This is a genomic window from Brachyspira hampsonii, assembly GCF_002214805.1.
Classification (GTDB): domain Bacteria; phylum Spirochaetota; class Brachyspiria; order Brachyspirales; family Brachyspiraceae; genus Brachyspira; species Brachyspira hampsonii.
In genome coordinates, this window is record NZ_CP019914.1 from 1,322,668 (window position 1) to 1,342,256 (window position 19,589).

A 19,589-nucleotide genomic window follows, 5' to 3' on the forward strand; every position below is an offset into this window, starting at 1 on the left:
AGTATTTGCACTTTTTGGTACTTTTTGCGGCGGGAAAAAGTACAAAATAACTTCATTGCCGCATATATCCAAAATACAATAACAATCGAAAACTATTGAATATATAATAAAATAAGAGGTAAATAATTAATGGCAAAACTTTCACATCTGGAAAAAGAGTATATCAAAGCTAATTACAAAAATAAAAGCATTGATGAGCTTACAAAAAAGCTAGAAAAAGACAGAGAGTTAATAGAAGAATATATTAATAATCTGCAAAATAATCAAAAAACTAGTACAAAAAATAACGGCAAAAAAGAAAAAGCTAATAAAGAAAACAGCGGAAATATACTTTCAAAATTATTCTCAAAAAAAGATAATCAAGAGCCTATTTTTAAAAGGTATGAAATAAAACCATATCATCTTTCAAAAATAGACGCTGTATTTGCTGCTATAGCTTTTCTTTTCACATTCTTTTTGTATCTGTTTACACTCACTCCTTCACTTTCAGCAGGAGATAACGGAGAGCTTACAACGGCTGCTTACTTCTTGGGTGTAGGGCATGCCCCGGGATATCCTTTTTATACTTTAATGTCCAAATTATTTACTTATATACCTTTTGGAAATATAGCTTGGAGAACCAATTTATTTTCTGGTACTTGTGCTGCTATTGCTATGATTTTCTTCTATCTTATTATGGTAAAAGTGCTTGGACAAAACAGAGTTGAAAGAGGATTTTCTCCAATAGTACAAATACCAGCACTTTTTGCAAGTATTGCATTCGCTATATCTGATAATATGTGGGCACAGGCTACTATGGCTGAAGTTTACAGTTTGAACATACTTCAAATAGCTTCTATGCTTTTAATACTTGTTTATTGGTTTGAAAATGTATGGAAACATGCCGATGATGAAGTGCCTTATTATGGAAACAAATATTTAATGGCTTTTGGATTTCTTTATGGTGTAGCACTTGCAAATCACCATGTAACTTTACCTTTTGCTTTTGCTCCGCTTTTGTTTATAGCAATAGTTTTATTTTTGGTTCATAAAGACAGATACATTAATCATATAGAAACTTCTTTTATATCAATATTCGTATTTTTGGTATTATTATTTATAGGAGGATTTGGGTACTATAGATTCATTATGAATTATGAGGCTTATTTGTATTTCCCTCCGGGAGTAGCTTCTAATGATTCAATATTCTCTATAATATTTAAGCCTTTCGCTGATATGAATATAATGAGCGATATATTTACAGCACTTGCAAACGGTTCTTATTTAAGACCAGATATGATACAGAATCTTAAAGCTCCATTCTACCCTACTCTATACAAGGGAATGTTTTTAGTATTCTGGCCTTTATTTTTAGTAGTTGTTTGGTGCTTAGTATATAGATATTTCTTGTGCAAAATAGATAAATTTAATAATGATAATGATTTTATAACAGGCATATCAATATCATATTATAAAATGCTTTTAATGCTTGCAGTAGGCGTTATGATATATGCGTACATGCCTATAAGAGCAAGAGCTTTGCCTCCTCTAAACTGGGGACAATTAAATGAACCTTCAGGCTGGGAGAATTTAAGCTATTTATTTAGTATGATACATAGAAAACAGTACGGTACTTCCGGAAACGATGTTGCTGCAGCATTCATACTTCACCCAGAACAGGTATCTGCTTTGATAAATATCTTTAAAACTCAATTGACAGTATTAGGATTACTGTTCTTAATACCGGGACTATTTCAAATATTTAAGAAAAATAAATTTATAGGTATATTTTCAGTATTCGGGCTTTTAAGTTTTGCCGTATCGCTTATGGCATATACTAATCCGCCTCCAAGTGTTAGAACTTTATCATTTGTAGAAGTATTCTTCCTTCCAGCAACTTTATATATGCTTGTGATAATAGGCTTTGGTTTTCAATGGTATATGGAATATTTTAATACTAATATAAAAAATGTATTAAAACCTGCTAAAGAAGAAAGTGCAGATACCACATTAAAACCTTATCATGCAATATCACTTATAGCAATATTTGCAATAATGATTCCTATATTTGTAATGAATCTAAGCCGTAATAATAACTCAAAAGATTTTAGCAACCATGACTATTCATACAATATGATGAACTCTCTTACAGATAATGCAATATTTGCTACAGAAGGAGGAGACAACCAAGTATTCGGACTTGTATATTACACTATGGTTGAAAGAAGAAGACCAGATTTAAAAATATATGACCAAAAGGGTAATGTATTTGAAAGAATATACGGAAACCTTATGAAAACAGACGGCAGATGGCTAGGAGATATAAGCGATGCCGTTGATAAAGACTTTATAGAGTCTGGAAGACCTTATTATATGGCTTGGAGACGAGACGGACTTTACAGGCTTGGTGATTACTACTTCAAGGCTTATGGTTTAGTATTCAAAGTTCAGCCTATTAAATATGCTTTAGTTGATGAATTAGAGTTCTTTAAGGTACTTACTGTTAATGACTATAAAGATATTGCTAAAGAGCATTTAAAAAGAGATTATGAGAATGAAAAAATAGCAGCAGATTTAAATGCATTATTAGATGAAGGCTTAATTTCAGCAGCAAGAAAAAATATTTATGACGGAAACGAAGAGATAACTTTCGTAAAAATGTATGAGCTTCCTTTCCCAGAGTTTAAAACGGAAGAAGATTATTGGAACAGCTATACTATGCAGGGAACTGCTGAAGAGATTTCTCATTATGATTTCTTAACAAGAGAGATATTTGTAAGTTCATATTCTCTTGCCAAAATAGATTTATACAATAGAAGAATAAAAACATATCAGAAACTTTTAGGCTTTATGGGTAATGGGGACATTGCTAAAAATGGCATTACAAGAGATGAAGCTAATCAAAAAATAGCAGAGTTTCAGGATTTGAAAAAGCAGGAAGAAGAGAGAATGCTTACTATAGGCTTTGATATGTCTAATGTATACTTTGCTGTGGGCAATCAGGCTATTATGGACGGAAACTATGAAAGAGCTGCTATAATGTTTGAAGAGCTTATAAAACTAGAAAAACTTATTTATCCTGCTTACTTTAATTTGGCCGCTTCTTATGAATATTTGGCACGTTCTAAAGACACTCCTTATGATAAAGAGGCAGAGTATTTAAATAAAGCTAAAGAAACTCTTTCAAGAGCAGAAAGAACTTTCCATAGAGGAAAAGACATGGGAGATGCAGCAAGAGAGCAAAATCAAACTTATCAGCAAATAAAACAATTTATTGCTAGAATAGATGCACAGCTTAAAACTACAAGACAGCAGGCTGATAATCTTAAAGCTCAGGCTATGAAAGAAGATACTTTTGAAAGCTATTCTTCCTATGCTAATTATATATATCAAAACAGACAGGATATAGAAGAAACTCTATGGGCAAAATTAGAAGCTAAAAAAAGAGCAAGAAGCAAAGAACATTTAATAGGTGTTAATAAAGATATATCAATACTTTATGCTAATTTAGGCGATACAGCAAGTTCTATAAGCATATTAAACGACACTTTAAAAATGCCGGACTTAACTAGAGATGAAAGAAGAGGACTTGAATTTGATTTAGCTAATATTTATCTTAATAATAAAATGTATAATGAAGCTATAAGTACATATTCAAAATATACTAATGAGCTTACTCAGGACGGTGCATTTGCTTTGTATGCTATAGGTCATATATATATAGAACAAAATAAAATAATAGAAGCTTTAAATATATATAATGACTTTAAAAGAATAATGTCGCCTTTAGCTGCTAGTAATGATGTTATAGCAAATTTAGATAAAGATGTTGAAAGCAGAAGAATTCAAATTTATCAGTATTTAGGAAGTGTCGGACAGAATCAATAAAAAATATATGTAATAAAAAAGGCTTGCTATTAAATTAGTAAGCTTTTTTTTATTATATTGATTTTTAAAAAAGAAAATGAATTATATATTGTTTATTTTAGTATAAAATAAAATATCATAAATATCATCAAACTTAAAAAGGAGTGCATATTTATGAATAATAATCAATGGTTTTTATTTTCTGGAATAGAACATAAAGAAATTAAAACAGCATCATATTGTCTAGATTATATTACTTGGGATAATACTAATTGGACTGCTATTTTTCATGATGGATATTTTGTACATTATAGAAATGGTGAAAAAAATAATTGTCATACCGAAGATTATTTATACTACAAAGATGTAAATTTTAATAATTTTAGATTAGATATAAAAGGAGATAAAATATTTATATCTCCGAATGGGGATCTATCTAAATCCAGAGAGGTTGATTGTATAGAATATATTGGTTGGGATGGAAAAAAATGGAGAGCTGAATTGCTTAGACTAATAAATAATTTACATCCAGATCTATAAATAATAACTATTTTAGGCTTACTAATTAAATTTAATAGGCCTTTTTATTTGCTAAAAATTACAAAGTTTATATCAGACTTATTTCAAAACTTAATTTATTAATATTTATAGTTTTTTAGTTCAGTATTTTTTATTATATTTGGTGCTTTACCTAAAACTTAAACCACCGCTTATTTTGCAGCCGTAGTCAGATAAAAGATGGCATATTCATATACTAAAATAGAGTTTAAAACATTATTTTTATAATTAACAAATTACTATTTTTTATATATAATCTTGTTAAGTCTTTTGAAACAAGGCTATTAATTATTTAAAAAATTTTTTATATATTTAGTCTGTTCTGTATTCTTAAGTAAAAAAGCATCATGTCCGTAATTAGATTCTATTTCATGAAATATAGTATTTATATTAGAATGCTGATAAGCAGATACTATCTCTGCTGACTGTGTACTTGGATAAAGCCAATCCGATATAAAAGATATAACAAGAACTTTTTCTAAATTAATATTCTTTTTATGTTTTATTTTTTTTATTTCATCTTTAACATCAAAAAAATCCATAGCTTTGGTAAGATATAAAAAACTATTAGCATCAAATCTTGCGGTAAATTTTTCTCCGTTATAATGAAGATAATTTTCTACTTCAAAAGAAGGAGTGAAATATTTAACGGCTCTCTTTCTCTTCCTTCCAAATTTCTTTCTCATATACTCTTCGCTCATATATGTAATATGTCCTAGCATTCTAGCCAAAGCAAGACCTCTGTCAGGAGTAGACATACCATAATATTTTCCGCCGTACCATTCAGTATCTTCGGTTATTGCCTGTCTTGCTATTTCATTCAAAGCTATCTGCATAGGCGAATGACTCATAGAGCTCGCTATTACTATTGCTTTTTCCATCATTTGAGGATAAGAAGCTGACCATTGTAATACCTGCATACCGCCCATAGAACCACCTGCAACGCAATAGAGTTTATTTATCCCTAAACTATCAATTAATATTTTTTGCACTTTCACCATATCTTTGATTGTGAAAGTAGGGAAATCTGTACCATAATATGAATTGCTATTCGGTTTTTTAGAAGAAGGTCCTGTTGTTCCGCTGCAGCCTCCTAAAACATTTGAACATATTACAAAATATTTATCTGTATCTATTGCCTTTTTCTTACCCACAAAATTCTCCCACCAAGAAAGAACATCAGCATCTCCTGTAAAAGCATGGCATACTAGAATAGCATTATCTTTATTAACATTTAAATGTCCGTTTACAGTATACGCTATAGTCAATTCATTTATTGAAGCTCCATTTTCAAATTTGAAAGGTTTATCATAATTAAAATATTTAATATCATTATTTTCATGTTCATTGTTTTTATGTTCTTTTATATTCTTCATAAAATAATCCTCTTATTAAAACAGGAGTAAATATTTATACCCCTGTTTTTTATAGTTTCAATTATTTATTTGCTATAGTTAAAGCCTCATCTAAATAATAAAGTATATCATCAATATGTTCTATACCTATTGAAAGCCTGATGAAGTTTTTACTTATTCCTCCCTTTTTCAATTCTTCTTCAGATAATTGAGAATGCGTAGTAGAAGCAGGATGTGCAACTAAACTTTTAACATCTCCGACATTCACCAAATGGGAGAATAATTTTATATTATCTATAAATTTAACTGCAGCTTCATATCCGCCTTTTATACCAAATACAACCATTCCTCCAAATTTATCTTTTAAATATTTACTTGCTATATTATATGAAGGATCATTTTTAAGTCCAGGATATCTCACCCATTCAACTCTATCATCTTTTTCTAAAAACTCAGCAACTTTTAAAGCATTAGAGCAATGTCTGTCCATTCTTACTGCTAAAGACTCTGTTCCCTGAATGAATACCCAAGAGTTATCAGGAGAAAGACAAGCACCTAAATTTCTAAGCGGTACAGTTCTTACTCTCAAAGTAAATGCTATATTTTTAAGCTCATCTGGTAAATCATAAGCCCATCTTAATCCATGATAATTTGAATCAGGTTGTGAAAATAGAGGGAATTTATCGCTTTGCCAATTAAAATTGCCGCTGTCAGTGATTATTCCTCCTATAGCACTTCCATGTCCGCCTATCCATTTTGTAAGTGAGTTGATTACAATATCTGCACCATGTTTGATAGTCTGCAAAAGATAAGGGGTTGTAAAAGTAGCATCTATAACTAGAGGTATTCCCGCATCATGTGCTATTTTTGCAACTGCTTCAATATCTGTAAAATCTAATGAAGGGTTTGAAATTGTTTCTATAAATATTAATTTAGTTTTATCAGTGATAGCCTTAGCAAAATTAGCAGGATCTTTAGCATCTACAAATTTTGTATTAATTCCAAGTTTAGGAAGTATTGCTGCAAATTGTGAATATGTACCTCCATATACATTGAATGCTGAAACTATTTCATCTCCTGCCTCACATATAGTGATTATAGTATAGAATATTGCATTTGTTCCAGATGATACCGCAATGGATGCTTTACCGCCTTCCATAGCAGTGATTCTTTTTTCTAATACATCTGCGGTAGGATCTCCAAGTCTTGTATAAATATAACCAAGTTCTTTTAAACCAAATAAATCAGCAGCATGTTTTGAATCTCTAAATAAATATGAAGTAGTTTTGTATACCGGAACTCCTCTGCTTCCGAATATATCATTAGAATCCTGTCCTGCATGTGCTGCTAATGTTTCAAATTTTAATTCTCTTGACATCTTTATAATACTCCTTAATAATAAAATAAAAAAGCCGCCAAATAAATTTGACGGCTTTAAAGTACAAAATAAAAAATAAATTGTTATTGACAGCCATCATTATTAAACATACACATTTGCATGAGGCAAAACATTTTGTTCATAACGATGATTGTTTTCATTTACAATATTTCCTAAAATATTTATTTAATAATTAACTACAGATTATACAGCAATATAAAATTATTGTCAACAGTAATTAGTTTTATTTTTTTAAGTATTACAATAATTTTAAATAAAACTTGAATTATAATTAAGATAATTAAATATTCGAGTTAAAACAATAAATATAATATTCAATACATTAAAATCTTATTTAAATTATCATTTCATTTAACGCACGCTAAATCGATTTATATAATAAATTCAAATTGAATTAATAACTAAATTATATTTCTTTAACTACTATGCGTGCGTGTTAATTGCACCATAAATTTAAATAAAACTAGGGTGGGTGCTTTAAATTTATAATTCGATTAACAAAATAATTGAAGTTAGATTTTAAAAAGAAATTACTAAATATAAAGGGCGGGGTATGTAATTAAAATTGTTTTATAATAAAAAATCTATTTTAACTTTTAAAAATCAAACTTCATTTACTATAATTAATTATTATTTTTTATATAATCGTAAAGAAGTTTGTTTTTTATTAAAAAACATTTTATCTACTGCATTTATATTTTATTTGATATTACACCCTATAATGACAAAAACTTGCCATAAAAAAACAAAAATATTTTCTTATCACTATTGACAAAAAACTAATTTGGTATTATAGTACCAATACACTAAATTGCTAATGGCAGGAATAAAAAATGATCCCAATATCTGAAGCTTCAGCTATAGCTCTTCACTCTGCAGTGTATATATCTATTAAAGAGTTTGCATCTCTTAAAGATATAGCAGAAAGATTTGATGTTTCGTCCAATCATTTATCTAAAGTTCTTCAGGCACTTGTAAAGGCTGGGTATCTTACTTCATCTAAAGGACCTGCAGGAGGATTTAAAATTGCTGAAGGTAAAGAAAATACTTCTTTTTTGGATATATACGAAACTATAGAGGGTAAAAATTGGCAGAGAAGCTGTTTATTTCATTCTAAATGCGGTAAATACTGTTCAAACTGTATAATGGGTGATTTAGTTAATGATATAAACAGAAAATTTAAAAACTATATGGAAAGCCATACAATAAAAGATCATTATCTATTAGATAAGGATTTCAAGATAAATAAAACAGATGATAAAAAATCAAAACAAAAAAGATAAATGGAGGATTAAATGGATAATAAAATGTTTTGTTATCAATGTCAGGAAACAATGAATAATACTGGCTGTGTTACTTCTGGAGTATGCGGTAAAAAACCGGATTTAGCCTATTTAGAAGACTTACTAGTTCATGTAACTAAAGGGCTTTCTAATATAACAACTGCTATAAGAAAAGAGGGCGGTAAAGTAGATAAAAAAGTTAATCATGATGTAACATTCAATTTATTTACTACTATAACAAATGCCAACTTTGATAAAGAAGTTTTTTATAAGAGAATAGAATACACTGCAAAACTTTGCAATGAATTAGCAAATCAGGTAAAAGACAAATCACTTATACTTGAAGAATCTCTATGGACTCCTAAAAGCAAAGAGGATATGGACGCTAAATCAAAAACAGTAGGCGTATTAGAAGAGAAAAACGAAGATATAAGAAGCCTTAAAGAAACAGTTATATACGGAGTTAAGGGATTAAGTGCTTATATGAGACATGCTAATATGCTTGATTATGAGAATGAAGAGGTTGATGCTTTTATACAGAGAGCTTTAAATGAAACATTAAGAAATGATATAAATGCCGATGAACTTTTATCTTTGGTGCTTGAAACAGGTAAAAACGGTGTTGATGGAATGGCACTTCTTGATAAGGCTAATACTTCTACTTACGGTAACCCAGAAATTACAAAAGTTAATATAGGTGTAGGAAAAAATCCGGGAATATTAGTATCTGGTCATGATTTAAAGGACATAGAAATATTATTAAAACAAACAGAAGGCACAGGAGTAGATGTATATACTCACTCTGAAATGCTTCCTGCTCACTACTACCCAGAATTAAAAAAATATAAACATTTTGTAGGCAATTACGGCGGAGCTTGGTGGGATCAAAGAAAAGATTTTGAAAGTTTTAACGGACCTATACTAATGACTACAAACTGCATAGTAACTCCTTTAGCAAGTTATAAAGACAGAGTATACACAACAGGAGCCGCAGGTTTTGAAGGCTTAAAACATATAGAAAGCCATACTGGTAAAGAAAGCGATAAAGATTTTACTCCTATAATAGAGCATGCCAAAAAATGCGAAGCTCCTAAAGAAATAGAAAGCGGTTTTATAGTTGGAGGATTTGCTCATAATCAGGTATTATCTCTTAAAGACAAAATTGCTGAAGCTGTAAAATCCGGAGCTATAAAAAGATTTATTGTAATGGGCGGATGCGATGGAAGACATAAAGAGAGAGAATATTATACTGAGTTTGCAAAAAAACTTCCTAAAGATACTGTAATATTAACTGCAGGCTGTGCTAAATACAGATACAATAAATTAGATTTAGGAGATATTAACGGTATCCCTAGAGTGTTAGATGCAGGACAATGTAATGACTCATACTCATTAGCTGTTATTGCTTTGGAACTTAAAGACTTATTTGGTTTAGATGATGTTAATGACTTGCCTATAGTTTATAATATAGCTTGGTATGAACAGAAGGCTGTTATAGTTTTACTTTCATTATTATATTTGGGGGTAAAAAATATACATTTAGGACCTACAGTTCCAGGATTCTTATCACCTAATGTAGTTAATATATTAGTTTCAAAATTTGGAATATCTGGAATAAGAAATGTTGATGAAGATTTGAAAAAATTCAACTTGATAGCATAATACTCCAAATACTAGAAGAGCTTAACTTTTCTAAGTTAGGCTCTTTTTTTATTATACTTGTTTCAAAATAAATGAAAAAACTAAAAATATTAATTAATTTAGTTTAAAATATATATGATTTTTATTTATTTTTCTTTTTTCAAAGGGTAAAATAAAAAGCAATTACAATAGTAAGATAATACTTTTATTTTATCGTATACTGCATTATTATCATGTATCTTTTTTACACATGATTACCTCTTGATTCTGATATTGCTTTTTCTTATATATTTATCTTTTTTGAAACTTTAACTAAGTCCGCTTCTTTATTGATAGTTATGTTTTCATAAAATAATTAAAACAAAAAATACAAATTCTTACAAACTTAAAAGTTTTTAAAATAAGCATATTATTGTTGACATTCATAGCATTATTATATACTATATTATCATATACAATAGTGTTATCAAATATTCTTTAGGAGTTTATTATTATATTAAATCTAATTCAAATATAACTATAGAAATATATAAAAAATAATTCTTTTTAATAATTCTCTAATAACTAAAATTAATTTTCTATTAAAAAATTATTAATAGACCTTAAAAACAAATAAAATAAATAGGATATAATATGAAATCAATCAGCAAAAAAATAATATCAGTTATTTTTATAGTATTGGCAATAATTGTAACCGGTATTTTAATTTATAATAATAAAATGTTTAATAAAAAAAATTTTAATGCAGACCTAAGACCCAAATATCATTTTACACCAAAGTCCAATTGGCTCAATGACCCTAACGGACTATGCTATTATAAAGGAACATTCCATTTATATTATCAATATAATCCTTTTGCTCCTTGTTGGGGTGCTATTCATTGGGGACATGCTACAAGTAAGGATATGTTAAATTGGAAGTATGAAGATATAGCCTTAAAATATGATAATGAATACGATAAGGATGGGTGTTTCTCCGGAAGTGCAATAGAAAAAGACGGTGAACTGCATATATTTTATACGGGAGTTCAATATCATAAAATAAAATACAATGAATATAATATACCTATTCAGGAAGACCCTAACGGATTTACTCCTTCTCAAATACATGCCATTTCAGAAGACGGAGGATATTCATTTAAAAAAATACTTCCGCCTTCAATAATACCAATAAAAGATAATCAAATGCGAGATCCTAAAGTTTTTAAAACTAAAGAAGGTTTTTACAGAATAGTGCTAGGCGATACGGAAGATTATAAAAAAGGAAGTATTGTATTTTATAAAAGCGAGGATCTTAATAAATGGGAATTTGAAGGTAAATGGACTAGCGATAAATTCGGCTGGGGTTGGGAATGTCCTGATTTTTTTGATTTAAATAATAATGATGTTTTAATATTTTCTCCTATGGGAGCTGGAACTAAAGAATATCCTAATATTGCTATGTATTTAACAGGACGAATGGATTTTAGTAATTTTAATTTTAATATAGAAAGTAAAGAATTACTAGATGAAGCATCAGAAATGTATGCTCCGCAGACTTTTAATTATTATGATGAAAAAAAACAAAGAGAGAGAAGAATTATGATAGGCTGGATAAGAATGTCAAAGCCTTTTAATAATAATAATAATTTCTGCGGAATGATGACTATACCTAGAGAATGCTTTATGGAAAATGGAATATTTAAAACTTATCCTATAGAAGAATTTAACAGTAAAAGAAAAGGAAGATTAAAAGATTTAAAAAATACTAAAAATCTTTATGATATTGAGTTTAAAATAAAAGATAATTTTAATATGACATTATTTGCTGACAGCAGTAAAAAAGGACTTTATTTAAATTATGATAAGAATAAGACTATATTAACCATAGATAGAAAAGATGTAAAATTTGAAGGAATATCAGGGGCTGAAAAAATAAAGATAAAAATAGATTTATCATCTGATATTAGAATAATAGCTGATGTGTCCGTTATTGAAATATTTATTAATAAAGGAGAAAAATCATGTTCATTTACTGTTTATCCCTTAGGAGAAAATATTTTTATTGAAAATGATAAAGATATAAATATATACAATGTATACTAAAAACAAAAAAATTTTCATTAAAAATGATTTTTTGAATTTAAAATATTTGAAGGGATTGTTATAGAAAATACTAATATTAAAAACAAAATATAGTTATTTAGTCATATACTAAAACATTTTAAATAATTATCTATTTTCGGCTCTAAATTTAGCAGGATCTGTAAATGGACGCCTTCCTTGAAACTTTGATAAATAAACTATATTGCTTGCTATATTTATAAAGCCGTTATCTCCGTATTTCATTATAGTTTCTTTTGCCTGCTTATCTTTCATCATATAATATGCTAAAGGCACATCATCTATAAATAAATGACATAATATACGCCCGAAAACATCATAAGAGGATACAAGCATACTCACATTTGAGGCATTATTAATTTTTTCTATAACATAGTTTTTTACATTAGTTCCATAATTTTGCTTTAATTCTGGGGCATCAACTCCTATGAATCTGTAATAATTATCTTTATATCTTATAGTGTCTCCATCTACCACTCTTATAGAATTTTTATCTAAGGCTGCTAAATATTTTGAGTTAATATTATTGGTGTCTATTTCTCTAAAGTCTTTATTTGTAATTGAAAGAAAGAGTTTTATATTATTACTGTCTCTTAGAGTTAAATATTCTTCTCTGTTTATATCATCAATATTCAAAACCACATGTATATAATGAATTTTAAAAAATCTAAGTTTATCAATTAGCTTATCATCACTAGCATAAACAATAATATTATTCTTAAAAAATAAACTATAAAAAATTAGTTTAAACTTGCCAATAAATTTTATACTAGGAAAATATTTGCTTATATATTTTTTATCTTCATCATTTTCAGCATATAGAACATAAACTTTATCTCTGTTTTTTATATAATCATATATAATGCTTGTTTTATTATTTTCTATCATGCTCACTATTGATTTTAAGTCTATAATTAAATCTTTGCTTTCTTTAAGATTAGAAGTCTTTATTATAAAAATAAAAACGAATATTATTATTACAGTATAAATACAAGATTTTATAATCTTTTCATTTTTTTGATTAGAAGTTCGCATTTAGCTTTTATATCCTCAGAAGATACTATCTCTGTAAGCATACATAAACTCATAGCTTTATGCTCTATAAGTAAATCCATATTATTTAATTTTATACCGCCTATACAGACAAAAGGAATATCCAAATTATTAACCACATAATCAAGATAATTGATTCCTGTAGCTTCATTAGCATCAGGTTTTGTATTAGTTGAAAAAATAGGACCTATTCCTATATAATCAGCAGAAGTATTAACTGACTCTTCAGCCTGTTTTTCATTAGTAGTAGAAAGTCCTATAATTTTTTCAAATCCTACAATTTTTCTCACAACTTCAATAGGCATGTCTTTTTGTCCTATATGTACTCCGTCAGCTTCAACAGCAATAGCCAAATCAGCATAATCATCTATTATAAATAAAGCATCGTATTCTTTTGTAAGCTCTCTAATTTTTAAGCATTCCTCATATTTTTCACGCATATATTTATTAGGATTATCTTTTTCTCTGTACTGTATAATTTTTATTCCAGCTTCTAACATAGATTTTACAACTTCTACATTATTTCTGCCGTTAGAAAAATCTTCTGCCGTTACACAGTATATACTGTCTTTAAAATATCTGTCTTTTAATATTTCTCTTCTTTTTTTATGTCAGTTAAATTTTTAATATCTTTCATAAAATGATTCCTAAAATTTATTTGTTACATTTTAGTATAACTTAATATTTTTTTCAAATTATAAAATTATTCGCACGCAGAGTAAAATAATAAATATTAATAAATTAACATTCATACTTTTTTAATAGACAAAAATAAATTAACCGTGCGTTAAATAAAATTCTAAAACTAATAAAAACTTGGGTGGGGGCTAAAAATTCTAATTTAAGCAGCAAAATAAATTAAAACTAAAATATGAAAGTAAAATAATGAGTAATAAAGGGCGGGGAATGAAAATTAAATTTTTTGCTTTATTTTCATTCCCACCCTCTAGACTTTCTAAACTCACTGTTATTTTTGTATTATTTTTCTTTTTAGTTTTATCTGTTATTTTAACTGCCCGCCCAAGATTTTTTTAAATTTAATGCATATTCACCGCACGCAGAATAAAATTATAAATATAAATTCATTAATAATAACATAATAATTAAATATAAGATTTCATTTACCGTGCGTTATTTATATTTAGGAAGCCAATTACCATGCTCTTTTATCAAATCATCGCATAATGAAACTATATCATCTATCGATAATTCTGAAGATGTATGAGGATCCATCATAGCCGCATGATATATATGTTCCAGCTTTTTAGTTACATGGGCTTCTATTGTAATGAGCTGAACATTTATACTAGTCATATTCATAGCAGCTAATTGAACAGGTAATTTACCAACATAAGTAGGCTGTACTCCGTTAGAATCAACAAGACAAGGTACTTCTACACATGCATTTCTATCTAAATTTTCTATAACTCCATTATTAAGAATATTACCTCCTATTTTATAAGGTTCATTAGTCAATATTGCATTCATTATAAATGAGCCGTATTCTTTTGAATGTTTATGGTTTAAAAACTCTCCGTCTAAAAGGTTCTGACTATCTCTCTTCCAATCTTCTATCTGTTTAATACATCTTCTTGGATATTCATCTAAAGGGATATTAAATTTATCAATTAATTCAGGATATTTACTTTTTATAAAGAAAGGATTATATTCTGCATTATGTTCGCTTGATTCTGTACAATAGTATCCAAGCCTTTTTATATATTCAAATCTTACCATATCATTATGCTTTTCATTTTTTTCGTAAACTCTTTTTTTAATTTCAGGATATAAATCATTTCCATTTTTATCTCTTATATCAAGAAGCCAAGCCATATGATTTATTCCAGCTATAAAATCTTTTCTGCCTTCTAGTTTATCTTCCATACCAAGGCTTTCTAATAAATCTTTTGAACATACCTGTACACTATGACATAAGCCTACAGTCTTAACACCTGTATATCTTAACATAAACCCTGTAATCATAGCCATAGGGTTAACATAGTTTAGAAGCCAAGCATTAGGAGCATATTCCTCTATATCTCTTGCGATATCTTCAAAAACGGGCAATGTTCTTAAAGTTCTGAATATTCCTCCTATTCCTAAAGTATCCGCAATAGTTTGTCTAAGTCCGTATTTTTTAGGTATTTCAAAATCTGTTACAGTACAAGGTTCATATCCTCCAACCTGTATTGCAGTAACTATAAAATCAGCATTCTTTATAGCCTCTTTTCTATTTTCAATGCCGCAGTATGATTTAATTTTAGCTCTTCCATTATTTATCCTTTTATTCATAGCTTCAAGCATATCCCCTGATTCTTTTAATCTCATAGGATCTATATCATATAAAGCTATTTCACTGTCCAAAAGACTTTCTGTAAGCATGCAATCCCCTAAAACATTCTTTGCAAATATAGTGCTTCCTGCACCTATAAATGTTATTTTTGACATAATTTAATCCTTTTTATTTATAAACTTTTATATTTACTCAGTATCATAATTTTATAACTTTATAATTTTATTTTAAATCCCCACCCTTTAATTTTTTTAATTTATTTTGAATTTTTTATTCTTCATTTCTTTATTGTTTAATCAGTATTCATAGCCCCCACCCTATTTTTTATTAGACTGAAAACTTATACTACGCACGGTAAACTTATTCTTATTTATAGTTTCAATTACAATTCAAAACTTTTTCACATAATAAATTTTATTCTGCGTGTGGTAAAATTTAACTAGCTTGGGAGTGGCTAATATATATAATGAAATAGAAAAAACAGTATAAGTATAAAATTCAAAGCAAAGTGATGAAATATAGAGGGCAGGAAGTTAGAATAAAATTTTTGCTTTATTTTCATTCCCACCCTCTAGGCTTTCTAAACTCACTGTCATTTTTGTATCGTTTTTCTTTTTAGTTTCATCTGTTATTTTAACTGCCCGCCCAAGATTTTTTTAAATTTAGTGCATATTCACCGCACGCAGAATAAAGTTTATCAATATGAATCAATTAATAATAGCATAATGATTATATAAAAGATTTCGTTCACCGTGCGTTAGATAAAATCTTATTAACAAATTTATATTTTTTTAGATATATAAAAACAAGCAGTTTTTGCGACATTTTTTGTCATTTTGATTACTTACAATTATAAAAATATATGAAGAAAATATAACAGATGATGAAGATAGTATATTTTATTTAAAATCCATTGCAAAGCTTTATATAAAATTAAATCAAAAAGATAATGCTTTAAAAACATATAAAAGAATTTTAGAAATAGATAAATATAATAATAATGCAAAAGAAAAAATAAAATATATAGAATCAGGAAAATAAGTAGAAACAGCATGTATATTCGGATTATCTTATAATAGATACAAATAGCATAACAGTATTTAAATAATAGACTTGTTTCAAAAGTACTTGACAAACAATTTTACGAGTTTATTATTTTATGCTTAATTCAATAATATTAATTATGATTTAATTAAATGTTTTACATGTTGTATAAATTGTATGTTTAAGTTATAAAATGCAGTTCTTTTGGTTCTTTTATACCAATAAAAGAACTGGGGTTTGGGGCAAAGCCCCAACTATAATTGAAAAATATTAAATAAAATTTATAATATTAATAAATTTAGTTTTGAAACAAGTCTAGTAATTAATTCTTTATTAAATTATTTCTTTTTATTCTTTTTTACTTCTTTTGTATTTACTTCAAGTGATGCATTATTATCTTTTCTTGTGTAAATATATATAAGCATTATAAGAGCTATTATAAACATTAACATAGAATAAATGGCCCCTGCCGTAATTGGTCCTAAAGTCCATTCTGTAATATCTCGTGCAAACTGTTCTATTAAAGTTCTGAAAAGTCCGTAAAGCAAAATCCATACCCAAAGTCTTGTACCGGGTCTTATTTTTTTATTTTTCTCACTTAAATAACCTATTAAAAAAGATACTAAAGCAAGAATAATACCTTCAAGAAAAGCCTCATATAACTGAGAAGGGTGTCTTAATTCCGTATAAGGTCTTATTGCCGGAAACATTGCTGCCCATCTATCATAACCGCCTACTGCATCATACAAAGGAAATTTCATGCCTAAAAAAGAATCTGTAACGCGTCCGTAAAGTTCGGCATTCATGAAGTTACCAATTCTTCCGAAAAATAGACAGAAACTAGAAGGAAGTGTGGCATTATCTGCTATAGTATAGAAATCATATTTATATCTTTTACTAAATATGAATTCAGCTATAAACATACCTATAAGCCCCCCATGAAATGACATTCCTGCAAAACCTGTAAAACTAAATCCATTATCAAGATTAATACCTATTATTTCCCAAGGAGTTAAAAAGCTCTGAGGAGAATAAAAAAGAAAATAACCTATTCTAGCTCCTACTATAGCACCAACAGCAGCATAAAATACCATATCATATATACCACCGTTTTTTTCATTAATATTTAATTTTATCCACCCTCTTTTTTGAACAAAATACAATATTATGCATGATACTAAAATACCTACTATATACATAAGTCCGTACCATCTTACTGCACTTAGTATTGGTATATTAGGAGGAAACACATAAGGCGTGAAAAATTCTGGATAAGTCATATATTTTCCTTAAAAATTTATTAATTATTTTTATAACAAAATAAGATTTTTAATATAAGATAATACATCGAAATTATTAATCTATCAAGTGTTTATATATCAGATAATTTTAATATAGATAATGATCTTTTAGCCTCTAATGATAAAATATCCTCATCATCTTCTTTTATAAAAGTGTTTAATATATCTCTACTTCTTTCTAAATTAAATGCTGATAAACAAGTTAAGCATTTCCATATAAGAAGTTTATCATCTTTATATTTGTTCATTAGGTTAATTATATAATTAAGATTTTTTTCACTTTGAAGACTTTTGTTATGAAATACAATATATCCAAAAGCATCTATTGCCTCATAAATTTTACTCAAATCATCACTTGTTAAAATTTCTATTAATACAGGAAAAATTTCAGTGTTCATCTTTGCTAGAGTTCTTGCTATTATATCTCTAGGCAAAGGATATGACTTTTTTGATGATACTTTTTTTGGTAATTTTTTATATTGATTATTTCCTATGATTCCAAGATACTCCTTCATTTTTTTGGCAGTATCAATGTCGCCGCATTGCAAAGTTTCACATATTGCAATCTTAGTATAAAGGCTTTTTTCTTTAGATAATTGCAATAATAATTTATTCTGTACATTATCTTCATATATGTAATATTTCAAATTCATAGAAGCAGATGTTCTTATTACAGCATTATCACTATTCAGACAATCGATGATATCTTCCAAAGATTTATATTTAATAGCATCGACATCTTCTTCTAATGCCATTCCTCTATTTGCTAATTTATCTAAATCATATTTTAAATTATGTTTCATATATTAATAATATTATTTTTTTTCATATTATGCAACAATTATTCTTTATTATTGCTAATAAAAATTGTTCGCTAAAAATGTATAGCAAACGAATTTGCTATACGCTCACAATTTTTATATTTAGCTCTTTAGTGATTAAAAATTATTATTCTTTATTATTGCTAATAAAAATTGTTCGCTAAAAATGTATAGCAAACGAATTTGCTATACGCTCACAATTTTTATGTTTAGCTCTTTAGTAATTAAAAATTATTATTCTTTATTATTGCTAATAAAAATTGTTCGCTAAAAATGTATAGCAAACGAATTTGCTATACGCTCACAATTTTTATGTTTAGCTCTTTAGTGATTAAAAATTATTATTCTTTATTATTGCTAATAAAAATTGTTCGCTAAAAATGTATAGCAAACGAATTTGCTATACACTCACAATTTTTATATTTAGCCATTTAGTGATTAAAAATTATTATTCTTTATTTAAAATTATACAAATATGATTATTTTTATACTAAACATTTATTTCAATCATACGATAAGTTTTAACTGCATTTTATGAATAAATTCATTGCAATTTTTTTACTATATTTTATAATTTAGCTATGGGATATAAATTAATGCTTGAAAAAGTAAAAGATTTTTATAAAACAAAAAAGATCTTATTTTTTATAATTCTATTTGTTTGGATATTATTAACAGTACTCTCTGGAATATTAATAGGCTCTTGTTCAAAACCTAAAGTTATACCATTAACGCCAGAAGAAGAAAACTCAAAAGCTATTAATATTCTTAAAGAAGATGAAGAAAAAATTATAAAAGGTGAAATGCTTTCTACAAAAGATAATCTAAGTTTTGAAGATTTAGAGTACTCAAGAAATTTTGTAGAAAGCCGAAAAAAATAATACTAACTTTT

The 19,589-nt window shown here is 27.6% G+C and carries 12 protein-coding genes and 1 pseudogene; 6 read left to right on the forward strand and 7 right to left on the reverse strand.

The genetic code is table 11. The features are described 5' to 3' along the window. Positions 1-129 precede the first annotated feature (129 nt). Together BHAMNSH16_RS05650 and BHAMNSH16_RS05655 are read left to right on the forward strand one after the other, a co-directional pair. Positions 130-3,867 carry a glycosyltransferase family 117 protein gene (locus BHAMNSH16_RS05650; RefSeq protein WP_069731895.1) on the forward strand — a complete coding sequence of 1,246 codons (3,738 nt, stop codon included), beginning with the start codon at positions 130-132 and terminating at the stop codon, positions 3,865-3,867. 153 nt (positions 3,868-4,020) lie between these two features. After that, positions 4,021-4,386, forward strand: a complete 366-nt coding sequence (locus BHAMNSH16_RS05655; protein WP_008729453.1) for a hypothetical protein — start codon at positions 4,021-4,023, stop codon at positions 4,384-4,386. Between the two features lie 302 nt (positions 4,387-4,688). On the opposite strand, the gene metX is transcribed toward BHAMNSH16_RS05655, so the two are convergent. Both metX and BHAMNSH16_RS05665 read right to left on the reverse strand, forming a co-directional pair. Then, on the reverse strand, positions 4,689-5,780 hold the full coding sequence (gene metX / locus BHAMNSH16_RS05660) for a homoserine O-acetyltransferase MetX (protein WP_008729452.1): 1,092 nt from the start codon (positions 5,778-5,780) through the stop codon (positions 4,689-4,691). 61 nt (positions 5,781-5,841) lie between these two features. Further along, positions 5,842-7,137: an O-acetylhomoserine aminocarboxypropyltransferase/cysteine synthase family protein gene (locus tag BHAMNSH16_RS05665; RefSeq protein WP_008729451.1), complete on the reverse strand. Its 1,296-nt coding sequence runs from the start codon at positions 7,135-7,137 to the stop codon at positions 5,842-5,844. A gap of 854 nt (positions 7,138-7,991) precedes the next feature. Between BHAMNSH16_RS05665 and BHAMNSH16_RS05670 the strand changes: the two genes are divergently transcribed. The 3 genes from BHAMNSH16_RS05670 (at position 7,992) to BHAMNSH16_RS05680 (ending at position 12,167) form a co-directional block, all read left to right on the forward strand. Beyond that, positions 7,992-8,441 (forward strand): RrF2 family transcriptional regulator, encoded by a 450-nt coding sequence (locus BHAMNSH16_RS05670; RefSeq protein ID WP_008727788.1) that lies wholly within the window; start codon positions 7,992-7,994, stop codon positions 8,439-8,441. A 12-nt stretch (positions 8,442-8,453) separates the two neighbouring features. Beyond that, on the forward strand, positions 8,454-10,103 hold the full coding sequence (gene hcp, locus BHAMNSH16_RS05675) for a hydroxylamine reductase (protein WP_039954120.1): 1,650 nt from the start codon (positions 8,454-8,456) through the stop codon (positions 10,101-10,103). A gap of 612 nt (positions 10,104-10,715) precedes the next feature. After that, entirely contained in the window at positions 10,716-12,167 is a 1,452-nt protein-coding gene (locus tag BHAMNSH16_RS05680; RefSeq protein ID WP_069731896.1) for a glycoside hydrolase family 32 protein, read from the forward strand. Between the two features lie 126 nt (positions 12,168-12,293). Here BHAMNSH16_RS05680 and BHAMNSH16_RS05685 read toward each other — a convergent pair whose 3' ends face one another. From BHAMNSH16_RS05685 to BHAMNSH16_RS05710, 5 genes and pseudogenes are all read right to left on the reverse strand, one after another. After that, positions 12,294-13,220 (reverse strand): thermonuclease family protein, encoded by a 927-nt coding sequence (locus tag BHAMNSH16_RS05685; protein WP_008727785.1) that lies wholly within the window; start codon positions 13,218-13,220, stop codon positions 12,294-12,296. Next, positions 13,184-13,875, reverse strand: a pseudogene (thiE, locus tag BHAMNSH16_RS05690) (thiamine phosphate synthase). The gene BHAMNSH16_RS05685 and the pseudogene thiE overlap by 37 nt, the downstream one beginning before the upstream one ends. A 494-nt stretch (positions 13,876-14,369) precedes the next feature. Then, positions 14,370-15,686 carry an alpha-glucosidase/alpha-galactosidase gene (melA, locus tag BHAMNSH16_RS05695; RefSeq protein WP_008727783.1) on the reverse strand — a complete coding sequence of 439 codons (1,317 nt, stop codon included), beginning with the start codon at positions 15,684-15,686 and terminating at the stop codon, positions 14,370-14,372. A 1,227-nt stretch (positions 15,687-16,913) separates the two neighbouring features. Next, entirely contained in the window at positions 16,914-17,855 is a 942-nt protein-coding gene (lgt, locus tag BHAMNSH16_RS05705) for a prolipoprotein diacylglyceryl transferase (RefSeq protein WP_008727782.1), read from the reverse strand. Between the two features lie 92 nt (positions 17,856-17,947). Continuing rightward, positions 17,948-18,679: a hypothetical protein gene (locus BHAMNSH16_RS05710; protein ID WP_069731897.1), complete on the reverse strand. Its 732-nt coding sequence runs from the start codon at positions 18,677-18,679 to the stop codon at positions 17,948-17,950. A gap of 614 nt (positions 18,680-19,293) precedes the next feature. Between BHAMNSH16_RS05710 and BHAMNSH16_RS05715 the strand changes: the two genes are divergently transcribed. After that, entirely contained in the window at positions 19,294-19,578 is a 285-nt protein-coding gene (locus tag BHAMNSH16_RS05715; protein ID WP_039955100.1) for a hypothetical protein, read from the forward strand. The last annotated feature ends 11 nt before the right edge of the window (positions 19,579-19,589 follow it).